Source organism: Mucilaginibacter sp. (genome assembly GCF_028288225.1).
Lineage (GTDB): Bacteria > Bacteroidota > Bacteroidia > Sphingobacteriales > Sphingobacteriaceae > Mucilaginibacter.
Window position 1 is genome coordinate 63,836 of sequence record NZ_JAQBOC010000060.1, and the last position, 23,620, is coordinate 87,455.

A 23,620-nucleotide genomic window follows, 5' to 3' on the forward strand; every position below is an offset into this window, starting at 1 on the left:
ATTTATTGAATAAAAAAGGCGAATTATTGAAAACCAGCGGCAGGAATGAAAAAGCTTTGTAAATTTAAAAATGGAATTTAATGGCAGCAAGGCAACACTTAAACAGCTTCAATGGCTTATTTGGGTAGCGGTTTTTTTAATTATATTTTTTTCATACCTGCCCGAAGATGGTTTTTACCAGGCCGGAATATTTTCCCTGTTAAATGTTTCTTTTTACGCTGTTGTTATTTATGGAAATATTAAATTTCTATTCCCTAAGTTTTATGAAACAGGAAAAAAAGTTCAATATGCAATTTTCGCATTCATATTTGTTGTCTCCGCAGGTTTATCAAGGGGCTACCTGCTCACTTATATTTATAATAAATACTTCGCCCTTAAACCCGAGGTTATAACAAAAAGCACTCTTATAAATTTCATGATTGCGGGTTTTTTAACATACCTGCTCAGTTTTATTTTTCGCATTGCTATTGCATACTTCACCTTAAAACAGCAGTCGGAAAAAATACTGGCGCAAAAAAGTCAGGCCGAGCTTAATCTGTTAAAATCACAAGTACAGCCTCATTTTTTGTTTAATACACTGAATAATATTTATTACGAGGCCTATCGCGAGGCCCCCCGTACTGCAAAACTAATTGAACGTCTATCAGACATTATGCGTTATTTTGTTGATGAAAGCCCGAAGGAAGAAGTTTCGTTGGCAACCGAGGTACAGTTTTTAGAAAACTATATTGCTTTGGAAAAAATTCGCATCCGGCACGAAATAGAGTTAAATTTTATTAAAGATTGTAATGCAGATCTCCGCATTCCGCCTATGCTGCTGATGACATTTGTAGAAAATATTTTCAAACACGGAGTTGATAAATCGAGCAGTAAAAACAAGATAGATATTTCATTGGTGCAACAGGATGGCTACCTGCTTTTTGAAACCCGCAACCAGGTGCATGATAAACCCGGAACCAACGAACCAAGCGGGTTTGGTATTGAAAACCTGCGTAAACGCCTTACTTTGCTATATGGCTCAAACTTTGAGTTAAGCATCAATAACCCGGGTGCTTATTTTACCGCCTTTTTAAAAGTCCCTGTAGCATGAATTTAAATTGTATAATTATTGACGATGAACCCAATGCGGTAAACCTGCTGGAGATCCTGATAGGTCAAAACACGAAATGGCAGCTTTTAGCCAAATGTTATGACGCTCTGGAGGCTATTGCATTTTTGAAGGAAAACAAACCCGATTTTATTTTTTTAGATATCAATATGCCCCAGCTCAGCGGGATGGAATTGGCTGGTCTGCTGTCAAAGGATACAAAAATTGTTTTTACTACTGCCTACTCCGAATATGCTGCCGAAAGCTATGCCTTTCAAACTATTGATTACCTGTTAAAGCCCATCACCCTTAAGCGCTTTTTGGAAGCGATGCAAAAGATAGAGGCATATTTCACCTTCCACGTAAATAATCACAACACGTTGCCTTCTACGGGTAGCGAGTACTTTTTTGTAAAATCGGGCAAGGTGCTCAGGAAGATCCTGATGGAGGACATTCAATATTTTGAGGGCGAAAAAGAATATGTGCGCCTGGTAACCCCTGCCGAGCAGCTGCTTATCTATCGCCGGTTAAAGGATATTGAAGAGCAATTAAATCCGCCGTTTGTAAGGGTGCATAACTCCTATATCGTTAATACCAAACAGATAATCAAGATCCAGGACAACCATATTTATATTGCCGGCAAGCAAATCCCTATCAGCGAAAAATTTAAGGAAAAGTTTATGGCGGTGATAAGCCAGCGGATCTTCTGATGGTTTTGAACCATGATTAATAGGATTTTAGGATTACTTGATTAACTTGCGAATCAGGTAGATCCTTGTTTAAACAAAAAATCCGAAATCGAACATCCGAATTCCGAAATTTACTCATCTTTGCTCCCTATGGCCAATATCTGTTTAGTTGAGGACGAACAAAAGGTTGCTGCATTTATCAGCAAAGGACTTGAGGAGCAGGGCTATAAGATCAGTATTGCCAATGATGGTATAACGGCAAAGGCACTGTTGCAAAAAAACGATTTCGACCTGCTGATACTGGATGTTATGCTTCCGGATATTAATGGAATTGAGCTTTGCAGGCAGATAAGGTTTACTGATACTAAAACTCCCATTTTAATGTTAACCGCGCTTGACCAGGTACAGAACAAAGTATCAGGCTTAAAAGCCGGGGCTGATGATTACCTGGTAAAGCCATTTCATTTTATTGAGCTGGTGGCCCGCATTGAAGCTTTACTACGCCGCCAGAAAGTTGGTGAAACTGCCGACCATATCCTGGTATTTGACGACCTTAAGCTGGATACCTGGAGCAATGTTGCCGAAAGGGCAGGTCAGCAAATTGCGCTAACCGCTAAAGAATATACATTGCTCGAGTTATTTATGAGCTATCCAAATAAAATTTTATCAAGGGAGTATATTGCAGAGCAGGTATGGAAAATTGATTTTGATACCGGAACCAATTTTATTGATGTGTATGTAAATTACCTGCGTAAAAAAATTGAAAAGGGCTTTAAAAACAAGCTGATCCATACAGTTATTGGTATGGGGTATATTTTAAAGAGCGATAAATAAAATCTCTGCACACTTTGGAAAGAGTTGGCTATAACTAATGAAAATAAAGAACAGGCTTTCGCTTTATTTTACTACAATTAGCGCAATTGTACTGTTAATTGTGCAGGCGGTTGTTTGTATTGCCTTTAATTCACTTATCCGGTCGAACTTTTACGAACAATTAATGGACCGGGCCAACATTGCTGCTAAACTATACCTGAAAGCTGATGAAATTTCGCCCGACTCTTTAAATCATGTAAAAGAAAATTATCTAAACAGCCTTCACAATGAGGTGATTCGTCTTTATGATGAAAAAAACGCCGCTTCGTTTATTAAAGACAAAAACCAGTTTTGGGCGAGCCCGATAATTAACCAGGTACGTAAAAACAAACAGCTGGAGTTTGATGAAGGCCAACGGCAAACGGTAGGCATTTACTATAATGACAACCAGGGTAACTTTGTGATATTGGTTTCGGCTATTGACATACAGGGCGCGAAAAGGCTGCAGGATCTAATCAAATCAATGGCTGTATTACTGATATGTGTTACGGCAGGTCTATTTTTAATAAGCAGATGGTTTGCCCAAAAAACGCTGGAGCCTATTGATGAAGTAATTAAACAAATGCAACTGGTAAGGGCAGGTGATTTGAGCTTAAGGGTTGATGAAGGGAACGGAAAGGACGAGATAAGCGCGCTGGCCCATAATTTTAACCGGCTTTTGGCACATTTGCAAAACGCGTTTGAGCTGCAGCAAACATTTGTTGTAAACGCTTCGCACGAGCTGCGTACACCAATTACATCTATAATTGGCGAAATTGAAATTGCTCTGAATAAGCTGCGCACCCAGCCTGAATATGAAGAGGTGCTGAAATCTGTTCTGAATGACGCAGAGCGGCTTAATGAAACCATTACCAGCTTGCTCGAATTGGCAAACGTTGATATGGATTATACCCGCCCGGCCTATAAGCCTGTAGCTATTGACGAGCTTATATGGGAGCTTAATGATTATTGGACCGTAAAAGCTGGCAAAGGAATGTTCATTGTAAATATTTTGCAACTTCCTGATGACCAGGAAAAATTACAATTATTTGCTAATAAATCATTATTAACCATAGCATTTAATAATATTATAGGTAACGCCTATAAGTTCTCGCAAAACAAGCGTGTACAGTGCGACCTGTATGCTGATGAAGAAAATATCATTGTAAAGATAATTGATCGTGGTATTGGTATAATGCCCGGTGAACTGGAAAAAGTTTTTGAGTCATTTTATCGTGGTACCAATGTAAAAAACTTCCAGGGCAGCGGAATCGGCCTTTATGTAACCAGCAAAATTATCCAGCTTTTTAACGGAACAATCCAAATTGAGTCTATCCCTGGTGAAACCACCACCTTTACCATTAAGTTCAGCAGGTAAATTCTAATGTAATTCTAATCCGGCTTTAATTTGCCTCTAATACGGGTAGTATAATTTTGTGGGATCAAATTATACTATGTTCAAAAGGTTTGTTTTTATTATATTATTACTGCAAACGGGGTTTATAATTTTCGCAGCCAAAGCAAATGCGCAAGCTACGGCAAGTGATACACTTAAGCTAACTATTAAACAGGCCGAGGATCTGTTTTTGAAAAACAACTTGCAGCTCATTATCCAGCGTTACAATATCGATAATGCAAACGCCATGGTAATTACAGCCCGCTTGTTTCCCAATCCTGATTTTAATTTTTCAAACGGCATTCATTCTAATGATGCCACTGAAGGGCCTGCATATAAAGACCATTCGGCTGGCATTTCACAGCTTTTTACTACTGCTGGTAAACGGAATAAAAATATCCAGCTGGCAAAGCTCAGTGCTGAACAGGCTAAGTATCAGTTTTTCGATCTGCTCCGCACCTTAAAATTCACACTGAGAAATGATTTTTATACCATTTATTTCCAGCAGCAATCGGCCAAAGTTTATGATCAGGAGATCACTTCTTTAGCAAAAGCCTTAACCGTTTTTAAAGAACAGTATAAAAAAGGCAACGTTGCCGAAAAGGAAGTGTTGCGCATCCAATCGCAGCTTTACACTTTGCAGGCTGAATATAATAACCTGCAAACAGGCATTGATACAGTACAAAGTGAATTTAAGCTATTAACCAAAACGCCTGCAAATACCACTATCCAACCCCAAACTGATTATAACATTGAAGGAAAAGCTGTTGTAGCGGGCGTGCCCTACAAAACATTACTGGATTCTGCTTATGCCAACCGCTATGATCTAAAACTAGCCAAATCAGCTGTTGATTATAATAACATTAACCTGCAATTGCAAAAGGCAACCGCTGTACCTGATGTTTCGCTTTCCCTTAATTATGACAAGTTGGGCAGCTATGGCACCAACTTTTTAGGCGCAGGCATCGGTTTTAGCCTGCCATTTTTTAACCGTAACCAGGGAGGAATTAAACAGGCGCGAATTGCTATTGACCAAAGCAAGGTGCAATTGCAAAGTCAGCAGGATCATATTGAAAGCGATGTGGCAACAAATTATAAAAACGCATTACGGTTAGAGAGTCTGTATAACAGCTTTGACCCGGCTTTTAAAAACGACTTTATCCACCTGATACAAGAAGTTTTTAAGAACTACGAAAAAAGGAACCTCAGTTTGCTGGAATTCCTTGATTTTTATGATTCCTACAAAACCAACACCCTGCAATTAAATACGCTTCAGCTTAACCGGGTTACCTCGCTGGAGCAGCTTAACTATGTTACCGGGACACCATTCTTCAATCAATAATTACTGCTACAAAAATGCATACCAAATATAAAATACTCGCGCTTTCTATAGTTCTTTCTGTTACGGCCCTTACATTTCAAAGCTGTCACCGTGCTGATGACAGCCAGGAAAAAGACACCCGTTTCCAGGTTACGGACAGCCTGATCAACAGTCTGCTTATCGACACGGTTAAAGAGGCCAGCGCGCTAGCACAAATTACGTTAACCGGCAGTATTGCACCTGATGAGAATAAAATGGTAAAGGTGTTCCCACTGGTAAGTGGCGTTGCACAGGATGTAAACGTTCAACTTGGCGATGTGGTGCACAAAGGCCAAACGCTGGCTATTATGAAGAGTGCGGAAATGGCCGGTTTTACCAGGGACTATATTTCATCTGAAGCTGATATTAGGAATACCAAACGGGTAATGGAATCAACCCAGGATCTGTATAAAAGCGGGCTTGCATCGCAAAAAGATCTGGAACAGGCACAATCCGACTACCAGAAAGCTGTAGCCGAAGGTAAACGTGCCGGTGCTGTAATTTCTATCAATAAAAGTAATAGCAACGGGTATGAAGTTAAAACACCACTGTCAGGCTATGTGGTTGAGAAAAACCTGACCAATAATACACAGGTAAGGGCAGATAACAGCCAAAACCTGTTTACTATAGCCGACCTTTCAACAGTATATGTGCTGGTTAATGTGTATGAATCTGATATCTCCAAGATCCAGGCCGGCGACCCGGTAAAGATCACAACGCTCTCTTATCCTGATAAAACATTTGAAGGAAAGATAGACAAGATCGATAATATGCTCGATCCTGACAACAAGGTAATGCACGCCAGGATCAAAATAGAAAATCCGGGCAATCTGCTCAAACCGGGAATGTTTGCCAATGTGCTGATAAAAGCAAAATCAGGTGAGAACCTGCCCGAGGTTAGCTCCCATGCTTTGGTTTTTGATAACGATAAAAACTATGTGATAGTAGTAGATGGCAAGGCAAAGGTTCACGTTCAGCCGGTTGAAATAGCTAAAACAGTTGAAGACAGGGCATACATCAGCAAAGGCTTAAAGCCTGGCGACCAGGTAATAACATCAAGACAGGTGTATTTGTATGAATCGTTAAAGGATTGATTTTGAAGAATTTCGGAATTCGAATGTTCGATTTCGGAATTAGAAAATAAAAAAATTAAACAGGATATCGGTCATCTCAATTTCGAAACAAAACAAATCCGAAATCGAGCATCCGAAATCCGAAATAACACTACATGAATAAGTTCATAAAAAATATTCTTTCATTCGCTCTCAGGAACAGGTTCTTCATATTTTTTGTGACTGCGCTGCTTGCTGTTGCTGGTTATATCAGCTTTAAAACAATAAGTATTGATGCTTTTCCTGATGTTACCAATACATCGGTTACCATAATTACCCAATGGCCCGGCCGGAGCGCCGAAGAGGTTGAAAAATTTGTTACCCGCCCTATTGAAATTGCCATGAACCCGGCAGAGAAAAAGACCAGCATCCGGTCATCATCGCTGTTCGGCCTCTCTGTAGTAAAGATTACTTTTGATGATGAGGTTGATTATAATGCAGCGCGCCTGCAAATCAATAACCATATTGGCGATGCCAGTCTGCCCGATAATGTAAACCCGTCTATTGAGCCTCCTTATGGGCCGACAGGTGAGATCTATCGTTTCACCTTAACCAGTAACAAAAAATCTGTTAAGGAATTAAAGACCATTGAGGATTGGGTGGTCGACCGCGAATTAAAAGCTGTACCTGGCGTGGCGGATGTAAACAGCTTTGGCGGTGAAGTAAAAACTTACCAGATCACTATTAATCCCGAAAAAGCAGTACAGTATAATGTAACTCCATTACAGCTATATGAAGCAGTATCCAAAAGCAACGTAAATGTTGGCGGCGATGTGATCGATCAAAACGGGCAGGCTTATGTAGTACGCGGCATTGGTTTACTTAACAATATTGATGAAATCAAAAATATAGTCATAAACAATATTAAAGGCACGCCAATATATGTAAAAACTATATCAGAGGTTACCGAGTCTGCCTTGCCGCGTTTAGGACAGGTTGGGCGCGATAAAGATCCGGATGTTGTTGAGGGGATTGTGGTAATGCGCAAAGGCGAAAACCCAAGCGAGGTTATTAAAAACCTTAAATTAAAGATCAATGAGCTTAATACAAAAATACTGCCCGACGATGTTAAGCTAAACACATTTTATGACCGGGAGACCCTGGTAAACTTTGCTACGGACACCGTTTTGCATAACATGGCCGAAGGGATAATATTTGTTACAGTGATCGTGTTCCTGTTTATGGCCGACTGGCGCACAACGCTTATCGTGTCGCTCATTATTCCGCTTGCATTGCTTTTTGCTTTTATCTGTTTAAAGCTAAAGGGCATGTCGGCCAACCTTTTATCAATGGGAGCTATCGACTTCGGGATAATTATTGACGGGGCCGTGGTAATGGTTGAGGGCATTTTTGTGGTGCTTGATCACAAGGCCAAAGAAGTTGGCATGGCTAATTATAACAAAATGAGCAAGCTTGGGCTTATTAAAAGGGCCTGCCTGGTTAACGGTAAGGGCATCTTTTTTGCCAAGCTTATTATCATAACCGGTTTGCTGCCAATTTTCAGCTTCCAAAAAGTTGAAGGTAAAATGTTTTCGCCCCTGGCATGGACATTAGGCTTTGCCCTGCTGGGTGCAGTTATCCTCACATTTACTTTTGTACCTGCTTTAGCCAGCTTCCTGTTAAAAAAGGACGTTAAAGAAAAGCATAATGTATTTGTTGATTTTATAACTAACAATGCAATGCGGTTTTACTCGGTTTGTTTTAAGGCCCGCAAATTGGTATTCCCCATAGCTATCGCTGCTCTTGTTGTGAGCCTCGGCTGTTTTAAGCTTTTAGGTACCGAGTTTTTACCAGAGCTTAACGAAGGCGCCATCTATGTTCGTGCTACAGGGCCGTTAAGTATTTCACTTAAGGAGTCGGTTAAAATGGCTAACGAGATGCGAAACATCTTCCTGAGCTTTGATGAGGTAAAGCAGGTAATGTCGCAAACGGGCAGGCCTAATGATGGTACCGACGCAACGGGCTTTTATAACATCGAGTTTCATGTTGACATTTACCCCGAAGGCCAGTGGAAGCGGAAAGAAACTAAAGAAGAACTGATTCAGCGGATGCAAGAGAAGCTGAAATTTTTTCCCGGCGTTGATATCAACTTCTCGCAGCCTATATCTGATAACGTGGAAGAAGCGGTATCCGGTGTAAAAGGCTCCATCGTTGTAAAAATGTTTGGCGAGGATTATAAATACATCGAACAACAGGAAGTAAATATCTACTCCATATTAAAACGTGTAAATGGCATCCAGGATCTGGGGGTACTGCATAATGTTGGTCAGCCGGAACTGCAAATAGACCTTAACCAGGATGAGATGGCACAATACGGCGTTACTGCTGCAGATGCCAATGCTGTAATTGAAATGGCTATAGGTGGTAAAGCTGTAACGCAGATCTATGAAGGTGAGAAAAAATTCGACCTGCGGATCCGTTATCCAGAAGATTTTAGGAATAATGAACTGTCCATAGGCGATTTACGGGTACCAACCCTTAACGGAAACACTGTCCCCCTGCGCGAGATAGCAAATATTAAAAAGACCACTGGTATCAGCATGATTTACCGGGACGATCATCAGCGATACGGGGCAATAAAATTTTCTATCCGCGGCAGGGACATGGGCAGCACCGTTAAAGAAGCACAGGGCAAGGTAAATGCGCAAATAAAGTTACCAAAAGGCTATTCCCTGCAATGGGCCGGCGATTTTGAGAATCAGCAGCGCGCAACAAAAAGGCTGAGCCAGGTTGTGCCTATTAGCCTGCTCGTGATCTTCTTTATCCTGTTTATCCTGTTTGGTAATTTCCGCGATTCATTACTTGTACTAAACAATGTTCCGTTTGCCATAATGGGCGGGATCCTGGCCTTGCTGATAACCGGGGTTAACTTTAATATCTCGGCAGGTATAGGCTTTATCGCATTATTCGGAATCTGCGTGCAAAACGGCGTGATCCTCATCACCAAGTTTAAAAGCAACATTACCGAACTAAAGCATCACACCACCTGGACATCATTTGCAGTAGCCTTAAAAGCAGGTGTAGCCGACCGTTTACGCCCGGTAGTGATGACAGCAATGATGGCTGCAATAGGTTTATTACCCGCTGCTATGTCGCACGGGATAGGCTCCGAGGCATCAAAGCCATTAGCTATAGTGGTAATTGGCGGACTGATAACCAATACCATATTTAACCTTTTTGTTTTTCCAATCGTGTTCTTCTGGTCGTACCGCAAAAGAGTTGAAAGCGGCATAGTGATCAGGAATAAAAATTAAATTAATACCCCTTGTTTTATATTGATGTGTCGAAGGTGGTGCAGCGAAAGCTGCACTATCCGGAGACGGTTTTTAAGCATTAGGCCTGAAACTTTGTTGAATTATTTCGTAAATTTGATATTATGGATATCCAGGCGGAAAAAATAGAATTGGCTAAATTGATATTAAGTACCAATGATGCCGGACTCATCAATAAAATTAAATCTTTATTTAAAGATAAAGAGGAGGATTGGTGGAACGAATTACCATTATCAGTAAAACAAGGCATCAATGAGTCTTTGGAACAAGCTAATAGAGGAGAGTTTATTTCCTATGATGAAGTAAAAAGAGAAGTGAACGCCTTGCTTAAAAAATGAAACTTGCAATTATCCTAACCCAAAGGCAAAAGACACTTTTTTATCTATAATACTTTTTATCCGTGAAAATTGGGGCAGTAGCTCAGCTGAAAAGTTTGTTGAAAGAACATACAAGGTGTTAGATACAATTTCCCAACAACTTTATATTTTTAAAGCATACCAGGAAAAAGATGTTAGAAAAGGTTTAATAACCAAACATACATCAGTTGTATACAGAGGAGTTAACGATCGGATTGAAGTGCTTTTTTTCTGGGACAATCGTCAGGAGCCTGTTAATTAAATGCTCTTACCTATCTTAACTTTGACTTGCTACCTTTATCCTCTATTCAACACTCACCGTTAACCCTTCCTGCTGAAGGATCTTACGATAAACTTCTACTTCAGTAAATGAGCCTTCGAGTATGGCGCATTTTCCCTCGTTATGCACCTTCCACGCAATCTTTTCGGCCTGTGCGTCAGAATAATCCAGGTATTTCATCATGCAAAAAATAACATGGTCAAAGGTATTATGGTCGTCATTCCATAAAATAAGGCGGTGCATTTCTTTAAGCCCTGCTAATATCTCCTCAAGGGTGAGGGTTTCTTCCTGTACTTCAGTTGGCATACGTAATCACAAAATTACTCAAAAACTATAATAAAGCAGTTAAAATAATGTTCTATTGACTTTAAAAGCCATATTTTTATTTTATGAAAGCAATCCCCCCCTACTTTGCCTTTGCCGTAATTATCCAATTATGCAGCGTAACCTTAAGCAGTGCACAAACGACAATCACCGCTACCTTACAGGCTCCGCCAAAAAACATTGCTGTAGATGGTTCAATTAAAGAATGGGGCGACAGCCTGCACTACTTTAATGCCGAAAAACAAATCAATTATGACCTTGCCAATAGCAAGGATACCCTATACATGGCCATACGTGTTAATGACAGAAGCGAGCAGGTCCGCATCCTTAAGGCAGGCCTTACTTTAGGCATCAACACAAAAGGTAAAAAAAAGGAAATCTTTAGCATTACCTTCCCGCTTAATACAGGGGAAAGCGGCCCCCTGCTTGAACTGCAAAAAGATGATAGCGGCGATTTAACAAAACAAGACCGCGATGAGCTAAAAGCAGCCATGTTAACTTCATTACGGGGCATAAAGGTTGAAGGTTTTAAAGATATTGAAGGCAATATGATTACTACCAGCAACACCTACGGCATTAAAACCGCCATTGACTATGACGATAAGGGCTACCTTATTTGCGAGGCAGCCATCCCCCTGGTGCTTTTGCACACCGATAATGCTGCAAAAACCGAATGGGCCTTCAATTTCAAAATCAATAGTATAATCCGGCCGGCAGCACCCGGTGGCGAAGGCCAGGAAGGCAACGGAGGGCGTGGCGGAAGAGGCGGTGGTATGGGCGGTGGTGGTGGTCGCGGAGGACGCGGCGGCGGCGGTGGTGGCAGAGGCGGCCGGGGTGGTAACCCTGGCGGAGCAGGTGCAGCCGATCACAGCGTACTCTCTAAATCAGAAGATTTTTGGGAGAAATTTTATTTGGCGAAGTGAGTTTTGGATACGCGGGTCAAATCGTAAGGTATGACCCTCGCCTAATTAGTTTTCCTTACTATTAATATACATTTCGGAAAAATATCCGATGTGCTTCCCGGTTATTAAATTATCAATGGACCAATCTTCTATACTTTCTCTCTTGATTATAACCTTATCACCGGTTTTTATATTTTTTATAGTAAATGCGGAATCAATAAATATCCCTTTAAAATCACCATGGTTATAATTAAATATAAGCGACCACATGTGCTCGTGTTCATCACCTTCAACAAAGTCTGATTTTATAATGAACCTGTAATTAGCAGTGTTCCTGCCATATTTATTTAAACTGTCAATAAATGTTTGCAGGTGCGCCTGGGCAGTATCTTTTAAAGTTAAAAATGTAGAATCATCTTTAACTAAACTAACAGACTCATAAACCTTACTACCGCTCACTTTTGTTTGACTGTGAGCGGTAGTAAAACCTATTGTAAATAAAAATATTAAAAAACTTTTCGTCTTCATATTGAAATATCCGCAAATCATTCCACAACCCTTACTTTCAAAAAGCTTGGATTAGTTTTGGAGGTGTAAACCCTGTGTGTAGCTTTCTTAAAAGTGGTGCTGTCACACTTCATAATATCAACAAAGGTTTGCGGGTTCCGGTCAATAAGCGGGAACCAGGTGCTTTGTACCTGTACCATTATTTTGTGGCCCTTTTTAAAGGTATGCAATACATCCTGCAGCTCCCAGTTTACCGGGGCAACTTTGCCGGGTGTAAATGGCTCCGGCTTTTCAATTGAGTTACGATATTTGCCGCGCATAGGCTCGCTGCGTACCATTTGCTGGTAACCTGCCATCTTTACATCCTTACCGGTAAACTTCGTGTTTGCAGCAGTATCAGGGTACACGTCCAAAACCTTTACCACAAAATCAGCATCAGTGCCGGTGGTTGATACTTTCAGGTTCGCCCAGATATTACCTGCTATGGTCACGTCGCTGGCAAGTACATCGGTTGTATAGCTTAAAACATCTTTGCGATCAGCCAAAAACCGCTGATCGGCAGTCATGTATTCGCGGTCCATGTCCATGCTTTTATGGTCAAGGAATGGTACAGGGTTATTAGGATCAGATACGTATTCGTCATAGCTGTCCTTACCTGTAGCCGGGGCTTTGAATGATAGTTTGCCGCCAGGTAATAAGTATAATTGTTTTTCTTGTGCCTCTTTTGGTGGCCAAGTTTTGTATTCGTTCCATTTATTTACCCCGGTTTCAAATGTATTAATTGGGGCAATGCTCATGTCAGTACCCTTTAGGTAATGACTAAAAAACTTAAATTCAATATCGTCCCTGTAATGCGGGCCTGTGGCCCCGCCAAAATCAACATCACCTAAATGATCGCCTGCACCGCGTGCCCATCCACCATGCACCCATGGCCCCATTGTGAAGTAAACGGGTGTTTTAGGGTTTTCCTTCACCAATGTTTTATAAGTGTTTATAGCCCCATACAAATCCTCGGCATCGTACCATCCTCCCGTAACCAGTACTGCTGTTTTTATATCGTGCAGATGTGAAAGCACATTCCGATCCTTCCAGTGCTGATCATAGGTAGGATGATCCATCATCTCGTTCCACAGGCGAATAGTATCTTTATAATACTTATCGTTGGTGTTTTTCATGGGACCCATCTTCATAAAAAACTCGTACCCATCATTAGTACCCGGATTAAACCGGCCGCCCCTGCGTTGGGTTGGCTTATCATCCTGCCTGTTGGTAAAACCCGGATAAAAGCCAAAGTTGGCCACTAAGAAGAATGCACCATTATGCCAGCCGTCATCTCGCCATAAATCGGCTATAGGAGCCTGCGGCGATGCGGCCACCAATGCAGGGTGACGGCTCAACAATGCGGTTGTGGTATAAAAACCAGGATACGAGATGCCCCATACCCCTACTTTGCCGTTATTATCCGGAACATTTTTTAGCAGCCAGTCGATAGTATCATAAGTATCGGTGCCTTCATCAACATCGTTATTGGTTTTATGCTCTTCCTTTTCAGGCGTCATCTCTTCATAAATGCCCTCGCTCATCCAGCGGCCACGCACATCCTGGTAAACAAAAATATAGCCATCATGCAAAAACGCTAGCGACGGGCCAAGGCTGCCTTTATACTTATCGACACCGTAAGGCGCCACACTGTAGCAGGTGCGGTCCATCATAAACGGGTATTTTTTCGACTGATCCTTTGGTACATAAACCGAAGTAAACAGTTTCTTACCATCCCGCATCGGGATCTGGTACTCGTATTTGGTATAGTTATCCTTAACATAAGCAGCATCGGGACTATTACTACCCGGTTGTGCACTAGAGACTAAAGCTAAAAGCGTAAAGCATAAAGCGGAGAGTATAAATTTCTTCATTTAAACGATTTCAAAGTTTAAATGTAAGCATTAAAACAAAAAAGACAACCCTAATGAGCCGTCTTCATAAAATCGTTACCTGAATTGGATTCACAGGTAATTTTGAACCGTGATTCGTAGGGTTTAAAGAGGGACAGGACTTTGGCGCCATCCATCCTTTAATCCTAAAATCAGGCAAATCAAGGTTAAAAAAAAAAACCGGCCAAATAGCCAGGGATTTCTTAAATTTCAATTAAGCGGGATAAATTATTTATGCTGAATACCTTCGGCTAAAATAACAACCTTATTGTTTGATGCTTCAACAACGCCGCCCTTTATAAACCATATTTCTTCTTTGCCTGCGCTGCCTCCACGTATGGTTACCTTACCATCTTCTAAGGTAGAGATGATAGGTGCGTGGTGGTTCAGGATCTCAAAAAATCCCAAAGTACCAGGAAGGGTTACCGAGGTAGCCTCGCCTTCGTAAACTGTCTTATCGGGAGTAAGAATTTCTAATGTCATGCTTTGTGTAGATTTAAGAAGTCAAGAATCAGGAGTCAAGAATTTTTATCTTGAATCTTGATTCTTGCCATCCTGACTCTTCTTAATTATTCGCTTCCGCTATTAATTTTTTACCTTTTTCAATAGCTTCTTCAATGCTGCCTACAAGGTTGAATGCTGCTTCAGGATATTCATCCACTTCGCCATCCATAATCATGTTAAAGCCTTTTATAGTTTCTTTAATATCAACCAATACACCTTTTAAACCGGTAAACTGCTCGGCTACGTGGAACGGCTGAGATAAGAAACGCTGAACACGGCGTGCGCGTGATACAACTAATTTATCTTCTTCACTAAGCTCGTCCATACCAAGAATAGCAATGATATCCTGTAACTCTTTGTAACGCTGTAAAGTTTCTTTAACACGCTGAGCAGTATTGTAATGCTCGTCACCTAAAATAGCAGCGCTAAGGATCCGTGAGGTTGAATCCAAAGGATCCACCGCAGGATAAATTCCAAGCTCGGCAATTTTACGTGAAAGTACGGTTGTAGCATCCAGGTGGGCAAATGTAGTTGCCGGTGCAGGGTCAGTCAAGTCATCCGCAGGTACGTAAACGGCCTGTACAGATGTAATTGAACCGCGTTTTGTTGATGTGATCCGCTCCTGCATGTTACCCATTTCTGTTGCCAATGTTGGCTGGTAACCTACCGCTGATGGCATACGGCCAAGCAACGCCGATACTTCAGATCCAGCTTGTGTAAAGCGGAAAATGTTATCGATAAAGAATAAGATATCACGGCCTTTACCTTCGGCATCCCCATCGCGGAAATATTCAGCAATAGTTAATCCTGAAAGGGCCACACGTGCACGTGCACCGGGAGGCTCGTTCATTTGTCCGAAAACGAAGGTTGCTTTTGAGTCTTTTAATGCTTCAGGATCCACTTTGGACAAGTCCCATCCGCCTTCTTCCATGGAATGCATAAATGCATCACCATATTTTATAATCCCTGATTCAAGCATTTCGCGCAGTAAGTCGTTACCTTCACGGGTACGTTCTCCTACACCTGCAAATACTGATAAACCAGAGTATGCTTTTGCAATGTTATTGATCAGTTCCTGGATCAATACGGTTTTACCTACACCCGCACCGCCGAACAAACCAATTTTACCACCTTTTACGTAAGGCTCTAATAAATCGATAACCTTAATACCGGTAAATAACACCTCAGTTTCGGTTGACAGATCCTCAAAACGCGGTGGCGCATTGTGAATAGGACGGCCGTTAGTGTTATCAAGATTAGGAATACCATCAATAGCATCGCCAACCACGTTAAATACGCGGCCTTTAATATCTTCGCCAACAGGCATTTTTATAGCTGATTCCAAATCCACAACCTTCATTCCGCGTAGCAGACCGTCAGTTGAATCCATGGCGATAGCGCGAATGCGATCTTCACCTAAATGCTGTTGAACCTCTAAAATAACCTTCTGACCATTTTCCTTAGTGATCTCTAATGCATCATAAATTTTAGGAAGATGAGCGTCATCCGCGAAGCTTACGTCAACTACCGGACCGATGATCCGTGATATTTTTCCAATGTTTGGCATATATTACCTGGTAATTTAAAGTATTTATTATGAAATATTAGGCGTAAAAAAAATACCTCCTATTTCGGTGCGCAAAGTTATGATTTATAAACAAATATTAAAATAGCAGAAGTAAGATTTTTTGGGTGAATATTTAGTTGGCAGTTTTCGGTTTACAGTTTGCAGTTTTTTCCTGATAACAATCTGCGCCATGCAGGTATCGGCCCTTGTGCTACTCCCGCTACCCGCTGCCACTTTCCCTTCGGCTATGAATTATGAACCATCAACTATGAACTCCAACACTATCTTCCCCACATGTTCGCTGCTTTCCATCAGTTGATGTGCTTTGGCAGCTTTATCAGCCGGGAAAACTTTATTAATAACCGGTTTTATTTTGCCCGATGCCAAAAAAGGCCAGATAATTTTTTCGAGATTTTGGGCGATGGCTGCTTTAAAAGCAATTTCCCTCGAACGCAGCATCGACCCGGTTATGGTTAAACGTTTACGCATCACCACAGAAAGATCAACCTGCACATTCTTACCACTCATGGTGTTGATGAGCACCAGTCGCCCCTCTTCAGCTAATGCGCTAAGGTTACCAGCGGTATAATCGCCGCCTATCATATCTAAAACAACATCAACACCTTTTTTATTTGTAACTTCCTTTATAACATCCGCAAAGTTATCTGTTTTATAATTGATGGCCTTTGCAGCGCCCAGATCTTCACAAAACCGGCATTTTTCATCCGATCCGGCTGTTACGTAAATGGTATGCCCTAAAGCCGTTGCCATTTGTATGGCAGCAACCCCTATCCCGCCCGATCCGCCATGAACCAGCAGCGTTTCATTTTTCTTTAATTGGCCTCTGTCAAACACATTGCTCCAAACGGTAAAAAAGGTTTCGGGCAAGGATGCTGCTTCTATAAAAGTGAGATTACCCGGAATAGGTAAACATTGACCTTCGGGCACATTGCAGTACTCCGCATAACCGCCGCCCATTACCAGGGCGCAAACTTTATTACCAACCTTCCACCGGGTAACTTCTGAACCAATCTCAGTAATAACACCTGCAATTTCAAGTCCCGGGATATCCTGCGGTGCACCCTGTGGCGGCGGATAATTTCCTTTACGCTGGTAAACATCGGGTCGGTTAACCCCGGCAGCGTGTACCTTTATCAATACCTCTGTTGATGAGTAAGCTGGTGTTGGCCGTTCTTCAATTTTTAAAACTTCGGGACCACCCGGCCTGGTTATGATGATGGCTTTCATTGGGTAAAAATAACCTTAAATATGGCAGGAATGTTTGCAAATAACGTAGGGGCGTATCGCATACGCCCTATGACCCCGATGTACTGATGTGTAATCCGTTGTATAGGGCGTATGCGATACGCCCCTACGGTTTCATTCGCTCCTTAAACTATCCACGGGGTTCACCAGCGCCGCCCTAATTGATTGATAGCTCACCGTAATAAATGCGATAACTAATGCGCCTAAACCCGTTACCGCAATAACCCACCATTGGAAATTTTGACGATATGCAAAACCCTCCAGCCATTTTTGCATCGTCAGCCAGGCAAGTGGCGTGGCTATTATTATGGAGATGAATACCAGCTTAATGAAATCCTTAGAAAGCATGGCCACAATGGCGGCTACCTCAGCGCCCAATACTTTGCGGATGCTTATTTCGCGGTTACGTTGTTCAGCAGCATACGCGGCAAGTCCGAATAACCCAAGACAGGCAATGATAATGGCCAGCGACGTAAAAACGATGAAGATCTTGCCCATCCGCTGCTCATTATTATATAAAGCATTAAAATCATCATCCATAAATGAATATTCAAATTGCAGGTTGGGCTGTAATGCTTTCCACTTGTTTTGCACCTGTTGCATCAGCGCGGGCAAATTGGCGGTGTTTAATCTAACACTTAGTGAGGCCATCCAGTCATTTTTCATAACAAGCATTACCGGGGTAATATTATCCCGTAAGGAGTTGAAGTTAAAATCTTTTACCACACCAATGATTTTATAATCCTTTCCGTCACGTATTTTCTCTGCTGGGCTACCTTTATAGCCAATCATCTTCGCCATGGTTTCATTGATTATTACCGACGATGAATCGCTTAAAAACTGTTCATTGAAATTACGGCCCTGTATTAGCTTCATTCCCATGGTGCTGATATAATCGGCATCTACCTGCCAAAACTGCGTTTCGATGTTTTTTACTGTACCTGCATCAACATAATTCAGGGCGCTTAAATTGGATGTAGGCAGGTAATGGGTTAAGGTTGCGTTTAATACACCGGGCATTTGTTTAACCTGCTGCTTTAACACCTTAGGATCAATAGAATTTGCATTTTTTATAATAAGCACCTGGTTACGGTTAAAGCCGAGGTCCTTATTGCGGATATAGGTGAGCTGGTTATAAATAACCAATGTGCCAATGATAAGGAATATGGATATAGAAAACTGGAACACCACCAAAAAGCTGCGCAGGACGCTTCCTTTAAAACCTGTTGCTAATTTTCCTTTTAAAACCTGGATGGGTTGAAAAGCGGAAAGAAAGAATGCAGGGTATGACCCGGCCAGCACGCCAACTACTATAATGACAATTAATAACGCGGGTAATAGCCAGGCAAAGGTTTGGGCGGTGATGGTTAATGATTTGCCAGAGATCTGATTAAACAAAGGCAATATCGCCCATGCCGTAAATACTGCTATAATGGTAGCCGCAAGTGTAACCATTATAGATTCGGAAAGGAACTGGGCAACCAGGTATTTCCGGGATGAACCTAATACTTTACGGACACCCACCTCGCGGGCGCGGTTAGCCGACCGGGCTGTTGAAAGGTTCATGAAATTAATACAAGCCAGGATCAATATAAATATGGCTATAGCCGAAAATATGTAGATGTATTGCGCATTTCCATTTACCCCAAGTTCCCTCTGCCTGTTTGAGTGAAGGTGGATGTCCTTTAGCGGCGTTAAATTTAGCCTGATATAATTGCCCTTTGCTTCAAATTTATTATAATCAAAGGAAGGAGTGGTTTCATTTCTGCGGATAAGGGCGGCAAACTTTGATTCCAATTTTTTACGATCGGCGCCCTGTTTAAGGAGGATATAAGTATTGGTATTAAAGTGCGCCCAGCTGTTATCATGATTAGGCCCCATAGCTATAAAAAGATCAGCCTTAAAATGTGATTGGGTGGGCAGATCTTCAATAACTGCGGTTACTTTATACATGGTGCTGTCGGTAACCAAAAACAGGGTTTTCCCAACGGCGTTGGTGGTATTAAAATATTTCAGGGCGATGGTTTGGGTAATAACCATTGTATGAGGTTCGGCAAGCGCAGTTTTTGGATCGCCTTGCAGCATGGGCAAGGTAAATATGCCGAATACGCCGCTGGAACAATAAAATGCCTTTTTCTCGTCTATAACATCATTGCCTTTTTTAAAGCGGATGTTTACACCCTGCCCTATCCGCATTGATCTTTCTACCTCCGGGAATTCTTTCAGCAGTGCATCGGCAACCGGGGGAGCAGTTATATCAAAGGATGTTTCATTGATGCCGGCTTTAAGATCAGTATTTACCCTGTAAATTCTTTCGTATTTGGTATTAAACCTGTCGTAACTCAGTTCATCAATCACGTAAAAAACAATGAGCAGGCAGGTTGACAAACCAAGGGCAAGCCCCAAAATATTTGTAAAAGTGAAACCTTTGTTTTTTAAGAGACTGCGGAATGCGGTTTTGATGTAATTTCTGATCATGGCAATAGCATTTAATTATTACCATAAAGTTATAACTAAATATTTAGTTATACAAATTTTAATTTGTCAGGAACTTGTAAATTCAGTTTGTAACGATACAATTGAAGTTAAACATTGATTTAATTATCATTTATTTGCGTAAAAAAATCATTCATGTTATTACAACCAGGTTCGCCCGCTCCACAATTCACTTTAGTTTCATCAGCATTAAAAGAAGTATCACTGGCCGATTTTAAAGGCAAAAAAGTAGTATTACACTTTTTCCCAATGGCTTTTACAGGCACCTGCACTACCCAGTTGTGCACCATGCGCGACAACTTTGGCTATTACGACGGCTTAAATGCAGCTATACTGGGCATCTCTGTTGATTCGCCATTTACCCTTACTAAATTTAAGGAAGAAAATAACTATCAATTCGATTTATTGTCTGACTTTAACAAGGAGATTTCAACTGCATACGGCGCTATATATGAGCAGTTTGTGTTTGGATTGAAAGGGGTTTCAAAACGCGCAGCATTTGTTATTGATGAAGAGCAGAATATAGTCTATGCGGAGGTGCTTGAAGTAGCCACAGACCTGCCTGATTTTGCCGCAATTGCAGCTGTTGTAAAGTAATTTAAAAAATATTATAACGGAATGAAAAGAAATCCTATTTTTGCAGTCCGTTTAAAAAAGCACTTTATACCGCACTTGTAGCTCAATTGGATAGAGCACCTGACTACGGATCAGGAGGTTAGGGGTTCGACTCCCTTCAAGTGCACTCTTTTAAAGTCGTTAGCTTGGGGTTCAAAGTCGAAGTCAAACTTCTCTTCTGACTCAGAACATAAGACTAAAGACTAAAAATAAGCCTTTCTGTATAGTACCGAAAGGCTTTTAATTTGATAAAAGCATGCTAAACCTGGTATTGTTTGGTCCTCCCGGGGCAGGGAAAGGGACACAATCACAAAAACTTATTGAAAAACACGGGTTGATCCATCTTTCAACCGGTGATCTTTTACGGAGCGAAATTTCCCAGGGAACAGAACTTGGGTTAGAAGCAAAGAAGCTGATGGATCATGGCACGCTGGTTCCTGATGAAGTGGTTATTGGCATGATCAGTCATAAGCTTGATGCAAATAAAGATGCAAAGGGTTTTATTTTTGACGGATTTCCACGTACAGTAGCACAGGCAGAAGCGCTGGATCAGTTGCTTGCCAGCAAAAATGCCCCTATTTTGGGCATGATAGCGCTTGAAGTTAATGATGATGAGCTTGAACAGCGTTTGCTATTACGTGGTAAAGATTCAGGCAGGCCTGATGATGCTAACCCCGAAGTTATCCGCAAGCGGATTAAAGAATATAATGATAAAACCGCGCCAGTTGCCGGTTTTTATAAAGCTCAGAATAAATTTAAAAGCATAAACGGCATCGGATCAATCAATGAAATATTTGATGAGATTGATGATGTGATAGCTGCATATTAAGAATTTCGGATTTCGAATATTCGATTTCGGATTTTTCATTAAGGGTTGAGAAAATCCGAAGAAGGATTCAGAAATAAAAAAAAATCCGAAATTGTAATTCCGAAATCCGAAATAAAAAATGTCTCAAGGTTCAAATTTTGTTGATTATGTGAAGATCTGTTGCCGTTCAGGCCACGGAGGGGCTGGCTCTGCGCATTTGCACCGCGATATATTAACCTCAAAAGGTGGGCCTGATGGTGGTGATGGTGGCAGAGGCGGGCATGTTATTGTAAAAGGTAACGCTCAGTTATGGACCATGCTTCACCTTAAGTACCGGAAACATGTAATTGCCGGCGACGGCGATTCGGGAGGCAGTTCGTTAAGAAGCGGCAAAACCGGCAGGGATGAAATACTTGAAGTGCCTTTGGGTACAACTGTTAAAAACGCAGAAACCGGGGAGATTATTTTTGAGATAACCGAAGATGGTGAAACAAAAATTTTAACTCCCGGAGGCAGGGGCGGACAGGGAAACTGGCATTTTAAAACATCCACACAACAAACCCCCCGCTACTCACAGCCCGGCGAGGAAGGTAAAGAAGACTGGAACGTACTGGAATTAAAAATACTGGCTGATGTAGGCCTTGTAGGTTTCCCTAATGCAGGTAAATCAACCCTGCTTTCCGTTGTATCTGCTGCAAAGCCCGAGATTGCCGATTATGCATTTACTACTATTGTTCCTAACCTGGGTATAGTTGCCTACAGGGGCGGGAAATCATTCGTTATGGCTGATATCCCGGGAATTATAGAAGGAGCATCGCAAGGGAAAGGTTTAGGGTTCAGGTTTTTAAGGCATATCGAACGTAATTCCGTATTACTATTCATGGTGCCCGCCGATACTAACCGTTCTATAAAAGAAGAATATCTGATCCTGCTGCATGAGTTAAAGGAATACAATCCGGAAATGCTCCATAAACCAAGGGTACTAGCCGTTACAAAATCAGATCTGCTGGACGATGAATTAATGGGAGAAATGAAAAAGGAGCTTCCAACAGAAATTCCTTCAATTTTTATTTCATCAGTTGCACAGAAAAATATCGACGGACTAAAGGATTTGCTTTGGAAAAAGATTAATGGTTGAGGGTTGAATATGTTGATTGAGTTAGATTAAGTTGATTAGGTTAAAAAGCCAAATCCTATCATGTTTTAACTCAATCAACCACTACTTCTTCATTTTAGCCGAATACAAAACATATTTATCACTCAGCATTGATAGGTTAAAACCCATATAGCCGGGGAATGCTTTCATAATCAATTTCTCTTTTGGCCCGTTATAGCTTTCGGGCAAGATAATATAAAGCGGCCCTGCAACACCCTCATATCGATAATCATCCATATCTATCTTCAAATCATCATTTATAGGTGATAAGTTTATAACCCGGTTATGCAGGATCTCCTGTCCGATATCATTGGCGATAAATACAAAAACGGCGTTCTTGTTTTCCCTGTCGAGTTTCATAACTGCATTCAATGCCGGCTGATCAATGTTGATCTGTGAGATACCCGAAACACCTTTTGCGCCTACATTTTTATTGATCCAGTATCCCTTTATTAAATAATTGAAACTAAAAAAAGCCATGCACAGGCATGCAACAGTAAAGAGCAATTGATAGATCCGTTTTAACCCGCTCACCAAACAGATCATCCCCGGAACTATTAACAGGCCAATTATCCGGAAATGCCTGGCTTCATAGGAGATGTTAAGTTGCTTTAGATAAGCAATTCCAAAAAACAGCAATGCACCAAAGTAGAAGACAATTATAAACACCGTGTAGTTATTATTGGGTGAATTACGAATCAGGCTAAAAATCAACAGCAAACTCAACATTGCTAAAACAATCACAATTGCTACAGATATGCCATGACTAAACATCGGCCGTCCAAAATTATATAACAAGCCATGAAAAAAATCATCAAGAGAAAAACCTGAAAGAATGGGTGCAGAAAGCGGGAAGCTGAAGGTTTCGGCTGTTAGCTTAAGTCCTTTGGAAACCGAGGCGGGGCTCTGACCTTTGGATAGGAAAAATATATAAATAGTTGTCAATGACAGCACTGCAGGTATCCCAATCCACAATCCTCTTTTTATCCATTCAACAATACCTGTGCGGCCCCGTGATAAACGCACCCACAAGCAGCAAAGCCCCGCAGCATAGATCCAGATAAAAGATGATTTAAAGAAAAAGCCCAGCCATCCGGATAAAAGAACAAACAGCAACAATTTCCAACCGGTTCTTTGCAG

General features: G+C 41.4%; 20 protein-coding genes, 1 tRNA gene and 1 pseudogene. 14 read left to right on the top strand and 8 right to left on the bottom strand.

Going from position 1 to position 23,620, the window contains the following annotated elements; genetic code table 11:
• The first annotated feature begins 70 nt into the window (after positions 1 to 70).
• The 9 genes and pseudogenes from JWQ54_RS18405 to JWQ54_RS29200 form a co-directional block, all read left to right on the top strand.
• Entirely contained in the window at positions 71 to 1,090 is a 1,020-nt protein-coding gene (locus tag JWQ54_RS18405) for a sensor histidine kinase (RefSeq protein ID WP_299587768.1), read from the top strand.
• Positions 1,087 to 1,797, top strand: coding sequence for a LytTR family transcriptional regulator DNA-binding domain-containing protein (locus JWQ54_RS18410; protein ID WP_299587770.1), 711 nt, complete (start codon positions 1,087 to 1,089; stop codon positions 1,795 to 1,797). Before JWQ54_RS18405 ends, JWQ54_RS18410 begins: the two co-directional genes overlap by 4 nt.
• Positions 1,798 to 1,926: 129 nt before the next feature.
• On the top strand, positions 1,927 to 2,610 hold the full coding sequence (locus JWQ54_RS18415; protein WP_299587772.1) for a response regulator transcription factor: 684 nt from the start codon (positions 1,927 to 1,929) through the stop codon (positions 2,608 to 2,610).
• A 37-nt stretch (positions 2,611 to 2,647) separates the two neighbouring features.
• Positions 2,648 to 4,006 carry an ATP-binding protein gene (locus tag JWQ54_RS18420; protein ID WP_299587775.1) on the top strand — a complete coding sequence of 453 codons (1,359 nt, stop codon included), beginning with the start codon at positions 2,648 to 2,650 and terminating at the stop codon, positions 4,004 to 4,006.
• Between the two features lie 76 nt (positions 4,007 to 4,082).
• A complete protein-coding gene (locus tag JWQ54_RS18425) occupies positions 4,083 to 5,366 on the top strand; it encodes a TolC family protein (protein ID WP_299587778.1) in 1,284 nt (427 codons plus the stop codon).
• A 14-nt stretch (positions 5,367 to 5,380) separates the two neighbouring features.
• Entirely contained in the window at positions 5,381 to 6,478 is a 1,098-nt protein-coding gene (locus tag JWQ54_RS18430) for an efflux RND transporter periplasmic adaptor subunit (RefSeq protein ID WP_299587780.1), read from the top strand.
• Positions 6,479 to 6,612: 134 nt separating this feature from the next.
• A complete protein-coding gene (locus JWQ54_RS18435; protein ID WP_299587782.1) occupies positions 6,613 to 9,750 on the top strand; it encodes a CusA/CzcA family heavy metal efflux RND transporter in 3,138 nt (1,045 codons plus the stop codon).
• A gap of 122 nt (positions 9,751 to 9,872) precedes the next feature.
• On the top strand, positions 9,873 to 10,106 hold the full coding sequence (locus tag JWQ54_RS18440; RefSeq protein ID WP_299587784.1) for a hypothetical protein: 234 nt from the start codon (positions 9,873 to 9,875) through the stop codon (positions 10,104 to 10,106).
• Positions 10,107 to 10,137: 31 nt separating this feature from the next.
• A pseudogene (locus tag JWQ54_RS29200) lies at positions 10,138 to 10,386 on the top strand (type II toxin-antitoxin system RelE/ParE family toxin); the annotation flags it as partial.
• A gap of 42 nt (positions 10,387 to 10,428) precedes the next feature.
• Here JWQ54_RS29200 and JWQ54_RS18445 read toward each other — a convergent pair.
• Positions 10,429 to 10,710: an ATP-dependent Clp protease adaptor ClpS gene (locus JWQ54_RS18445; protein WP_299587787.1), complete on the bottom strand. Its 282-nt coding sequence runs from the start codon at positions 10,708 to 10,710 to the stop codon at positions 10,429 to 10,431.
• 83 nt (positions 10,711 to 10,793) lie between these two features.
• Between JWQ54_RS18445 and JWQ54_RS18450 the strand changes: the two genes are divergently transcribed.
• Positions 10,794 to 11,651 carry a hypothetical protein gene (locus JWQ54_RS18450; RefSeq protein WP_299587789.1) on the top strand — a complete coding sequence of 286 codons (858 nt, stop codon included), beginning with the start codon at positions 10,794 to 10,796 and terminating at the stop codon, positions 11,649 to 11,651.
• A 45-nt stretch (positions 11,652 to 11,696) separates the two neighbouring features.
• Here JWQ54_RS18450 and JWQ54_RS18455 read toward each other — a convergent pair whose 3' ends face one another.
• The 6 genes from JWQ54_RS18455 to JWQ54_RS18480 all read right to left on the bottom strand — a co-directional run bounded on the left by JWQ54_RS18455 (position 11,697) and on the right by JWQ54_RS18480 (position 19,883).
• Positions 11,697 to 12,158 carry a DUF2314 domain-containing protein gene (locus JWQ54_RS18455; protein ID WP_299587790.1) on the bottom strand — a complete coding sequence of 154 codons (462 nt, stop codon included), beginning with the start codon at positions 12,156 to 12,158 and terminating at the stop codon, positions 11,697 to 11,699.
• Positions 12,159 to 12,175: 17 nt separating this feature from the next.
• Positions 12,176 to 14,050, bottom strand: coding sequence for a CocE/NonD family hydrolase (locus JWQ54_RS18460; RefSeq protein ID WP_299587791.1), 1,875 nt, complete (start codon positions 14,048 to 14,050; stop codon positions 12,176 to 12,178).
• Between the two features lie 246 nt (positions 14,051 to 14,296).
• On the bottom strand, positions 14,297 to 14,551 hold the full coding sequence (atpC, locus tag JWQ54_RS18465) for an ATP synthase F1 subunit epsilon (protein ID WP_299587792.1): 255 nt from the start codon (positions 14,549 to 14,551) through the stop codon (positions 14,297 to 14,299).
• Between the two features lie 82 nt (positions 14,552 to 14,633).
• Positions 14,634 to 16,139 carry a F0F1 ATP synthase subunit beta gene (gene atpD / locus JWQ54_RS18470; RefSeq protein ID WP_299587793.1) on the bottom strand — a complete coding sequence of 502 codons (1,506 nt, stop codon included), beginning with the start codon at positions 16,137 to 16,139 and terminating at the stop codon, positions 14,634 to 14,636.
• 252 nt (positions 16,140 to 16,391) lie between these two features.
• Entirely contained in the window at positions 16,392 to 17,387 is a 996-nt protein-coding gene (locus tag JWQ54_RS18475; protein WP_299587794.1) for an NAD(P)H-quinone oxidoreductase, read from the bottom strand.
• A 132-nt stretch (positions 17,388 to 17,519) separates the two neighbouring features.
• Positions 17,520 to 19,883, bottom strand: a complete 2,364-nt coding sequence (locus tag JWQ54_RS18480) for an ABC transporter permease (protein WP_299587795.1) — start codon at positions 19,881 to 19,883, stop codon at positions 17,520 to 17,522.
• Positions 19,884 to 20,036: 153 nt separating this feature from the next.
• Here JWQ54_RS18480 and JWQ54_RS18485 point away from each other — a divergent pair, with 153 nt between their 5' ends.
• The 4 genes from JWQ54_RS18485 to obgE all read left to right on the top strand — a co-directional run bounded on the left by JWQ54_RS18485 (position 20,037) and on the right by obgE (position 22,462).
• On the top strand, positions 20,037 to 20,498 hold the full coding sequence (locus JWQ54_RS18485) for a peroxiredoxin (RefSeq protein ID WP_299587796.1): 462 nt from the start codon (positions 20,037 to 20,039) through the stop codon (positions 20,496 to 20,498).
• 71 nt (positions 20,499 to 20,569) lie between these two features.
• A tRNA-Arg gene (locus JWQ54_RS18490) sits at positions 20,570 to 20,643 on the top strand.
• A 129-nt stretch (positions 20,644 to 20,772) separates the two neighbouring features.
• On the top strand, positions 20,773 to 21,345 hold the full coding sequence (locus JWQ54_RS18495) for an adenylate kinase (RefSeq protein WP_299587797.1): 573 nt from the start codon (positions 20,773 to 20,775) through the stop codon (positions 21,343 to 21,345).
• Between the two features lie 118 nt (positions 21,346 to 21,463).
• Complete coding sequence (gene obgE / locus JWQ54_RS18500; protein WP_299587798.1) at positions 21,464 to 22,462, top strand: GTPase ObgE; 999 nt, start codon at positions 21,464 to 21,466, stop codon at positions 22,460 to 22,462.
• 81 nt (positions 22,463 to 22,543) lie between these two features.
• Here the strand turns inward: obgE and JWQ54_RS18505 are convergent.
• A partial coding sequence (locus JWQ54_RS18505) for a hypothetical protein (RefSeq protein ID WP_299587799.1) occupies positions 22,544 to 23,620 on the bottom strand: 1,077 nt, incomplete at its 5' end.

Excerpts from the sequence above, each read along its gene's own strand:
- JWQ54_RS18435 (WP_299587782.1), top strand. The coding sequence starts at position 6,613 with ATGAATAAGTTCATAAAAAATATTCTTTCATTCGCTCTCAGGAACAGG.
- JWQ54_RS18480 (WP_299587795.1), bottom strand. The coding sequence starts at position 19,883 with ATGATCAGAAATTACATCAAAACCGCATTCCGCAGTCTCTTAAAAAAC.
- JWQ54_RS18420 (WP_299587775.1), top strand. The coding sequence starts at position 2,648 with ATGAAAATAAAGAACAGGCTTTCGCTTTATTTTACTACAATTAGCGCA.
- JWQ54_RS18405 (WP_299587768.1), top strand. The coding sequence starts at position 71 with ATGGAATTTAATGGCAGCAAGGCAACACTTAAACAGCTTCAATGGCTT.
- obgE (WP_299587798.1), top strand. The coding sequence starts at position 21,464 with ATGTCTCAAGGTTCAAATTTTGTTGATTATGTGAAGATCTGTTGCCGT.
- JWQ54_RS18415 (WP_299587772.1), top strand. The coding sequence starts at position 1,927 with ATGGCCAATATCTGTTTAGTTGAGGACGAACAAAAGGTTGCTGCATTT.
- JWQ54_RS18425 (WP_299587778.1), top strand. The coding sequence starts at position 4,083 with ATGTTCAAAAGGTTTGTTTTTATTATATTATTACTGCAAACGGGGTTT.
- JWQ54_RS18410 (WP_299587770.1), top strand. The coding sequence starts at position 1,087 with ATGAATTTAAATTGTATAATTATTGACGATGAACCCAATGCGGTAAAC.
- JWQ54_RS18440 (WP_299587784.1), top strand. The coding sequence starts at position 9,873 with ATGGATATCCAGGCGGAAAAAATAGAATTGGCTAAATTGATATTAAGT.
- JWQ54_RS18475 (WP_299587794.1), bottom strand. The coding sequence starts at position 17,387 with ATGAAAGCCATCATCATAACCAGGCCGGGTGGTCCCGAAGTTTTAAAA.
- atpD (WP_299587793.1), bottom strand. The coding sequence starts at position 16,139 with ATGCCAAACATTGGAAAAATATCACGGATCATCGGTCCGGTAGTTGAC.
- JWQ54_RS18460 (WP_299587791.1), bottom strand. The coding sequence starts at position 14,050 with ATGAAGAAATTTATACTCTCCGCTTTATGCTTTACGCTTTTAGCTTTA.
- JWQ54_RS18485 (WP_299587796.1), top strand. The coding sequence starts at position 20,037 with ATGTTATTACAACCAGGTTCGCCCGCTCCACAATTCACTTTAGTTTCA.
- JWQ54_RS18445 (WP_299587787.1), bottom strand. The coding sequence starts at position 10,710 with ATGCCAACTGAAGTACAGGAAGAAACCCTCACCCTTGAGGAGATATTA.
- atpC (WP_299587792.1), bottom strand. The coding sequence starts at position 14,551 with ATGACATTAGAAATTCTTACTCCCGATAAGACAGTTTACGAAGGCGAG.
- JWQ54_RS18455 (WP_299587790.1), bottom strand. The coding sequence starts at position 12,158 with ATGAAGACGAAAAGTTTTTTAATATTTTTATTTACAATAGGTTTTACT.
- JWQ54_RS18450 (WP_299587789.1), top strand. The coding sequence starts at position 10,794 with ATGAAAGCAATCCCCCCCTACTTTGCCTTTGCCGTAATTATCCAATTA.
- JWQ54_RS18430 (WP_299587780.1), top strand. The coding sequence starts at position 5,381 with ATGCATACCAAATATAAAATACTCGCGCTTTCTATAGTTCTTTCTGTT.
- JWQ54_RS18495 (WP_299587797.1), top strand. The coding sequence starts at position 20,773 with ATGCTAAACCTGGTATTGTTTGGTCCTCCCGGGGCAGGGAAAGGGACA.